We start from the raw sequence: 6,880 nt of genomic DNA on the forward strand, positions 1-6,880 counted from the left end.
ATCGCACGCCTGCCGAAGGCTCACGGTCCCTCGGACGGGTGATTGAAGGGGCGTTCGCCTGCCGTCGGCCGGATTCGTACAACGATCCGCCCGCGGGGCTCACGACTCCGGCGTGCGGTGCACCCGCGCGATCCAGTCCGCCGGTTTGGCGATCTCCGCCTTGGTGGGGAGCGTGTTGGGCGAGGTCCACACGCGGTTGAAGCCGTCCACGCCGCACTCGTCGACGACGGCCCGTACGAAGCGTTCGCCGTCACGGTACTGGCGGAGCTTGGCGTCCAGGCCGAGCAGCTTGCGCAGGGCCATGTCGAGGCGGGAGGCGCCCTTGGCGCGGCGCTGCTGGAACTTCTCGCGGATCTCCGCGACGCTCGGCACGACCGCCGGGCCGACCCCGTCCATCACGAAGTCCGCGTGGCCCTCCAGCAGCGACATCACGGCGGTGAGACGGCCGAGGACCTCCCGCTGGGCGGGTGTCTGCACCAGCTCGACGAGCGACCGGCCGCCGTCGTCCTCCTCGCCCTCGGGGCGTCCACCGGCGAGCGTCTGGGCGGCCTCGCGGACACGCTCCAGCACGGTCATGGGGTCGACGTCGGTCTCGGCGAGGAACGACTGGATTTCGCCCTCGAGGTGGTCGCGCAGCCACGGCACGGCGGTGAACTGCGTGCGGTGCGTCTCCTCGTGCAGGCACACCCACAGGCGGAAGTCGTGGGGTTCGACGTCGAGTTCGCGCTCGACGTGGACGATGTTCGGCGCGACGAGCAGCAGCCGGCCGCCTCCGTCGGCACCGGCGGGGAGCTCACGGGTGGCCGGGGCGAAGGTCTCGTACTGGCCGAGGACCCGGGACGACAGGAACGACAGGAGCATGCCCAGCTCCACGCCGGTGACCTTGCCGCCGACGGCGCCGAGGACCGCGCTGCCGGGGGAGCCGCCGCGGCGCTCCTCCATCTTCTCGAGCAGGGGCTTGAGGATCTCCCGGAACCCGGCGACGTTCGCCCGGACCCAGCCGGGGCGGTCGACGACGAGGACCGGGGTGTCGTGGACCTCGTCGGTCGCCAGACGAGTGAAGCCCCGGACGTGTTCCTCCGAGGCCTTGGCGTGGCGGCGGAGTTCCGCGACGACGGCCCGCGCCTCGTCGCGACTCACCTCGGGGCCCGGCCGCACGAGCCGGGTCGCGGTCGCCACCGCGAGATTCCAGTCGACCATGCCGGAAGATGCGCCGATGCTCGTCATCCCTCAACGGTACGTGAGCGCCGCCGTCGGGGGCAGGCTGTGCGGGGCGGTGGAGTGGGGGCCCCGGCTGCCCGCGGCTACGACACGAGGACGGTCGCCGCGTGGTCCAGGGCGGTCTGGGCGGCCTGCGCGTCCGACGTGTCGCTGGTCAGGAAGGCGAAGGCCAGCAGACGGCCGTCGGGGGTGACCACGGTGCCGGCGAGGGTGTTCACCCCCGTCAGGGTGCCGGTCTTGGCGCGGACGAGACCGGCCGCGCCGTCCGCGTACCGGCCGCTCAGCGTGCCGGTGAAGCCGGCGACGGGGAGGCCGGTGAGGACCGGCCGGAGCTCGGGCCGGGCGGGGTCGGCCGCCTCGGCGAGCAGCGCCGTGAGGAGGTCGGCGGTGATCCGGTCGGTGCGGTCCAGGCCGCTGCCGTCGTGGAAGACCGCGCCCCGCACGGGCAGTCCGAGCCCCTTCAGCCGGGCGGTGACGGCGGTGGAGACGCCGTCGAAGTCGGCTCGCTGCCCGGTCGCCACGGCCGTGTGGCGGGCCAGGGCCTCGGCGAGGTCGTTGTCGCTGTTGGTCAGCATCCGTTCGACCAGGGCGGACAGCGGGGGCGAGGAGACGGTGGCGAGGGTGGCGGCGCGGTCCGTGGCCTTGGAGGGGCCCGGGGCGGACGCCGTGACGCCGTGGTCGCCCAGGAAGCCCGCGAAGGCACGGGCGGCGTCCGCCGCCGGGTCCGCGGCGCGCGGGGCCGGTCCGCTGGTGGAGTCGTCCGTGCGGCCCTCGTCGGCCATCAGGGCGGTGACGGGGGCGAGGTTCTCGTTGACCCCGATCGGGTGCATTTCCGCACCGGCGTAGAGCGTGGTGTCGTACGACAGCGTCACCTTGGTCACGCCGCGCTTCTTCAGGCCCGTGGCGGTCCGCTCGGCGAGGGTGCGCAGGCTGGCGAGGCCCGCGGCGTCCGGGCGGGCGGTGAGGGTGGGGTCGCCGCCGCCGACCAGGACCAGTTCGCCCGTGTCGCCTTCCAGGGCGGTGCGGGTGGTGAGGCGGTGGTCGGGGCCGAGGGCGGAGAGCGCGGCGACCGCGGTGGCGATCTTGGTGGTGGAGGCGGGGGTCAGGGCGGTGCCGGCGCCGCGGCCGTACAGGCGCTTGCCGGTGGTGAGGTCGACGACCGCCGCGCCGCGCCGGGTGCCGAGCGCCGGGTCGTCAAGGAGGGGACCGAGGAGGCCGGCGAGGGCCTCGCCGCGCGGTGCCGCCCGGACGCCGCCGGGGGCGGTGCCGGAGGCGCCGGCGAGGGCGGTGAGGACGGACGCGGCGCTGGGGGCGGGCCGGGGCTTCCCGGCGGCCGCGCCGGGGCCGGCGGACCCGCCGCCGTGATCTGCGCCACCCGTGTGCTCCAGGGCGACTGCCCGGTCCCGCTCGGCCGTACGCTGACCCGTGGAGTCCCAGGGGCCGGCGGCGGTCACCACACCGGCGGCCAGTGCCAGCCCGGCGGTGGCGGCGCCGGCGGTGTACTGCCAGGTCTTCGGCCCGCGGGTGAGCTGCGGCGCCGTGGCCCGCGCGAGCCGCGTCAGACGCGGTCCGGCGGCCCGGGCGGCGCGTGCGAGACGCGGACGTACGGCGCCCGCGACCCGCACCACGTGCGGTCTCGCGGCCCGCCAAGGCCTCAGCTCTGGCACGACCACCAGCCCCTTTCGCGATCACACACCTGCGTGAGGGACACTTAACCACCAGAACTATGTGCTGATCATGGAGGAGCGTCCGGTGGAGTTCGACGTCACGATCGAGATCCCGAAGGGTTCGCGGAACAAGTACGAGGTGGACCACGAGACCGGTCGTATCCGCCTGGACCGCCGCCTCTTCACCTCGACCGCCTACCCGACCGACTACGGCTTCGTCGAGAACACCCTCGGCGAGGACGGCGACCCGCTGGACGCGCTGGTCATCCTCGACGAGCCGACCTTCCCGGGCTGCCTGATCCGCTGCCGCGCGATCGGCATGTTCCGCATGACCGACGAGGCCGGCGGCGACGACAAGCTGCTGTGCGTGCCGTCGACGGACCCGCGTGTGGAGCACCTGCGTGACATCCACCACGTGTCGGAGTTCGACCGCCTGGAGATCCAGCACTTCTTCGAGGTCTACAAGGACCTGGAGCCGGGCAAGTCGGTCGAGGGCGCCGACTGGGTGGGCCGCACCGACGCCGAGGCCGAGATCGAGCGGTCCTACAAGCGCTTCAAGGACCAGGGCGGCCACTGACACAGGAGCCCCTCCCGTAACGGGCCGCACGCGAGCGCGTGCGGCCCGTTCACGTTTGGGCCCGCATACTGAGGGTTAGAGGAGGGGGTGTCGTACGGAGGCTCAGGGAGCGTTGCGCAGGTGACGGAGGCGGAGGACCGCAAGCCGCAGTCGGACGAGGCGCACAGCGCCTTCCGGCCGCCCCAAGGGGTCGCGGCGGCCGACGGCGAGTCGTCGACGACGTCCGAGTTCGAGGTCCCGCAGGGGCTGGCCGTCGCCCGGGCCACCGGGTCGGAGTCCGAGACGACCTCGGAGTTCTCGCTGCCAGAGGGTCTGGACGTGCCCGCGGCGCCGTCCGCCGAGGCGGAGGGGTCGGCGTTCACCACGCCGAGCACCTACAGCGCGTGGAACACGCCGGCCGCGTTCACTCCGGCGGGTGGTTTCCCGGCCCTGGGCCTGACGAAGGACGTGCCGTGGCAGGACCGGATGCGCGCGATGCTGCGCATGCCGGTGGCCGAGCGGCCCGCGCCGGAGACGACCCACCGGCACGAGGACGAGACGGGCCCCGCCGTGCCGCGCGTGCTCGACCTGACGCTGCGTATCGGGGAACTGCTGCTGGCGGGCGGTGAGGGCGCCGAGGACGTCGAGGCGGCGATGTTCGCGGTCTGCCGTTCGTACGGCCTGGACCGCTGCGAGCCGAACGTCACCTTCACGCTGCTGTCGGTCTCCCACCAGCCGTCCCTGGTCGAGGACCCGGTGACGGCGTCCCGGACGGTGCGCCGCCGGGGTACCGACTACACGCGGCTCGCGGCCGTGTTCCAGCTGGTGGACGACCTCAGCGACCCGGACACGCACATCTCGCTGGAGGAGGCCTACCGGCGCCTCGCGGAGATCCGCCGCAACCGGCACCCGTACCCGACGTGGGTCCTGACCGCGGCGAGCGGAGCGCTGGCCGGTGCGGCCTCGCTGCTGGTCGGCGGTGACGTGATCGTGTTCTTCGCGGCGATGTTCGGCGCGATGCTCGGCGACCGGCTGGCGTGGCTGTGCGCGGGGCGCGGACTGCCGGAGTTCTACCAGTTCGCGGTGGCCGCGATGCCGCCCGCCGCGATCGGCATCGCGCTGACGCTGACGCACGTCGACGTGAAGTCGTCCGCGGTCATCACCGGTGGCCTGTTCGCCCTGCTGCCGGGGCGGGCGCTGGTCGCGGGCGTGCAGGACGGTCTGACCGGCTTCTACATCACGGCCGCCGCGCGTCTGCTGGAGGTCATGTACTTCTTCGTCAGCATCGTCGCCGGGGTGCTGGTGGTGCTGTACTTCGGCGTCCAGCTGGGCGCCAAGCTCAACCCGGACGCCGCGCTGGGCACGGGCGACGAGCCGATCGTGCAGATCTTCGCGTCGATGCTGCTGTCGCTGGCCTTCGCGATCCTGCTCCAGCAGGAACGGACGACCGTGCTGGCGGTGACCCTGAACGGCGGTGTCGCCTGGTGCGTCTACGGCGCCATGCACAACGTCGGCGACATCTCCCCGGTGGCCTCCACGGCCGCCGCGGCGGGGCTGGTGGGCCTGTTCGGGCAGCTGATGTCCCGGTACCGCTTCGCGTCGGCGCTGCCGTACACGACCGCGGCGATCGGGCCGCTGCTGCCCGGTTCCGCTACGTACTTCGGGCTGCTGGCGATCGCGCAGAGCAAGGTGGACGCGGGGCTGCTGTCGCTGTCGAAGGCGGTGGCGCTCGCCATGGCCATCGCCATCGGGGTCAACCTCGGTGGGGAGATCTCCCGGCTGTTCCTGAAGGTGCCGGGGGCGGCGAGCGCCGCCGGCCGGCGGGCCGCGAAGCGGACGCGGGGTTTCTAGCGCCGGGTTCGGTGGCCCCGGCGCCGGATGCCTACGGGCTCCCCGCGGCCCTCGGGCCGTTCAGTAACCCTGGTTGTACGGGCCCTGCCCGCCCTGCTGCCCGTGATCGCGCGGGTACTGCTGCGCGTACGGCTGCTGCTGCTGATCGCCGTGGCCCTGGTTCCCGTAGCCCTGGTCGCCATAGCCCTGATTGCCGTGGCCCTGGTTGCTGTAGCCCTGGTCGCCGTAGCCCTGGTCGGCGTAGCCCTGATTGCCGTAGTTCTCGTCGGCGTAGCCCTGCCGGCCGTAGCCCTGGTCGTACCGCTGCTGGGGCTGCTGCGGCTGCCTCGGCTGCTGGTAGGCATCCACGCGGCGGAGCTGGGTCGTCGCGTCGTCCATCACCGGGTACTGCGGCTGCTGGGGCTGCTGCGGCTGCTGGGCCGCCGGGGGCTCGGCCGCGGCGGCGCGCTTCTTCTTCGCACGCTCCCGCAGGAACTCGATGCCGATCGGGACGACCGAGACCAGGACGATCAGGACGAGGATGGCCTCGACGTTGGTGCGGATGAACTCGATCTGGCCGAGCCAGTAGCCGGCGAGGGTGACGCCCGTGCCCCAGGCCACGCCACCGATCACGTTGTACGTGAGGAACGTGCGGTACTTCATACGGCCGGCGCCCGCCACGATGGGGGCGAAGGTGCGCACGATCGGCACGAAACGGGCCAGGACGATCGCCTTGGGACCGTACTTCTCCATGAACTCGTGGGCCTTCTCCAGGTTCTCCTGCTTGAAGAGTCTGGAGTTCGGCCGGCTGAAGAGCTTGGGGCCGAAGAACTTGCCGATCATGTAGCCGACTTGGTCACCGAGGACGGCGGCGGCCACGATCAGGGTGCACACCAGCCACAGGGGCTGGCTGATGTACTGCCCCTGGGCGACGAACAGGCCGGCGGTGAACAGCAGCGAGTCGCCGGGCAGGAACGCGAAGAGACCGGACTCGGCGAAGACGATCAGCAGGATGCCGGCCAGGCTGAAGGTCTCGATCAGATAGTCCGGGCTCAGCCACTCGGGGCCGAGCGCAAGCGTGGTCACGGGATGTGGCTCCTGCACTGGGGGGCGGGCTGGGGCTTGGCTGCCTCAACGTATCAACGCAGCCGCGGGGGTCCGGGTTCCACCTGTGCGCCGGAGGTGCGCCGTGCGCCCGGCCGGGGAACCCTGTGAACCATGGGCATTGAAGAATACGGCGGCGGACAGGGCCCTCAGCCCGACGTACTCGTCGTGACCACGAACGACCTGCCCGGCCACCGGGTGCAGGAGGTGCTCGGGGAGGTCTTCGGACTGACCGTACGCTCCCGGCACCTGGGGAGCCAGATCGGCGCCGGGCTGAAGTCACTGGTCGGCGGTGAGCTGCGCGGACTCACCAAGACCCTCGTCGAGACCCGCAACCAGGCCATGGAGCGGCTCGTGGAGCAGGCACGCGCGCGGGGCGCCAACGCGGTGCTGGCGTTCCGCTTCGACGTGACCGAGGCGGCGGACGTGGGCACTGAGGTGTGCGCGTACGGGACGGCGGTCGTGGGGGGGGGGGGGGGGTGGAGGCCGCGACCGCACGCGT

General features: G+C 72.6%; 6 protein-coding genes. 3 read left to right on the forward strand and 3 right to left on the reverse strand.

Annotated features, from left to right (window positions below; translation table 11 throughout):
• Nucleotides 1–99 precede the first annotated feature (99 nt).
• Together ACFWJB_RS00300 and dacB are read right to left on the reverse strand one after the other, a co-directional pair.
• Entirely contained in the window at nucleotides 100–1,227 is a 1,128-nt protein-coding gene (locus ACFWJB_RS00300; protein ID WP_385458838.1) for a zinc-dependent metalloprotease, read from the reverse strand.
• 77 nt (nucleotides 1,228–1,304) lie between these two features.
• Nucleotides 1,305–2,894 carry a D-alanyl-D-alanine carboxypeptidase/D-alanyl-D-alanine-endopeptidase gene (dacB, locus tag ACFWJB_RS00305; protein WP_386919262.1) on the reverse strand — a complete coding sequence of 530 codons (1,590 nt, stop codon included), beginning with the start codon at nucleotides 2,892–2,894 and terminating at the stop codon, nucleotides 1,305–1,307.
• A 79-nt stretch (nucleotides 2,895–2,973) separates the two neighbouring features.
• On the opposite strand from dacB, the gene ACFWJB_RS00310 reads away from it, so the two are divergent.
• Together ACFWJB_RS00310 and ACFWJB_RS00315 are read left to right on the forward strand one after the other, a co-directional pair.
• Nucleotides 2,974–3,465, forward strand: a complete 492-nt coding sequence (locus ACFWJB_RS00310; protein ID WP_007452023.1) for an inorganic diphosphatase — start codon at nucleotides 2,974–2,976, stop codon at nucleotides 3,463–3,465.
• Nucleotides 3,466–3,585: 120 nt separating this feature from the next.
• Nucleotides 3,586–5,295, forward strand: a complete 1,710-nt coding sequence (locus tag ACFWJB_RS00315; RefSeq protein WP_385458842.1) for a threonine/serine exporter ThrE family protein — start codon at nucleotides 3,586–3,588, stop codon at nucleotides 5,293–5,295.
• A 60-nt stretch (nucleotides 5,296–5,355) separates the two neighbouring features.
• Here ACFWJB_RS00315 and ACFWJB_RS00320 read toward each other — a convergent pair whose 3' ends face one another.
• Nucleotides 5,356–6,360 carry a VTT domain-containing protein gene (locus tag ACFWJB_RS00320; protein WP_385458844.1) on the reverse strand — a complete coding sequence of 335 codons (1,005 nt, stop codon included), beginning with the start codon at nucleotides 6,358–6,360 and terminating at the stop codon, nucleotides 5,356–5,358.
• A gap of 132 nt (nucleotides 6,361–6,492) precedes the next feature.
• On the opposite strand from ACFWJB_RS00320, the gene ACFWJB_RS00325 reads away from it, so the two are divergent.
• Nucleotides 6,493–6,880: YbjQ family protein (locus ACFWJB_RS00325; protein WP_386919265.1), on the forward strand; the 388-nt coding region annotated here is incomplete at its 3' end.

This window comes from Streptomyces sp. NPDC127100 (assembly GCF_042724095.1).
Classification (GTDB): domain Bacteria; phylum Actinomycetota; class Actinomycetes; order Streptomycetales; family Streptomycetaceae; genus Streptomyces.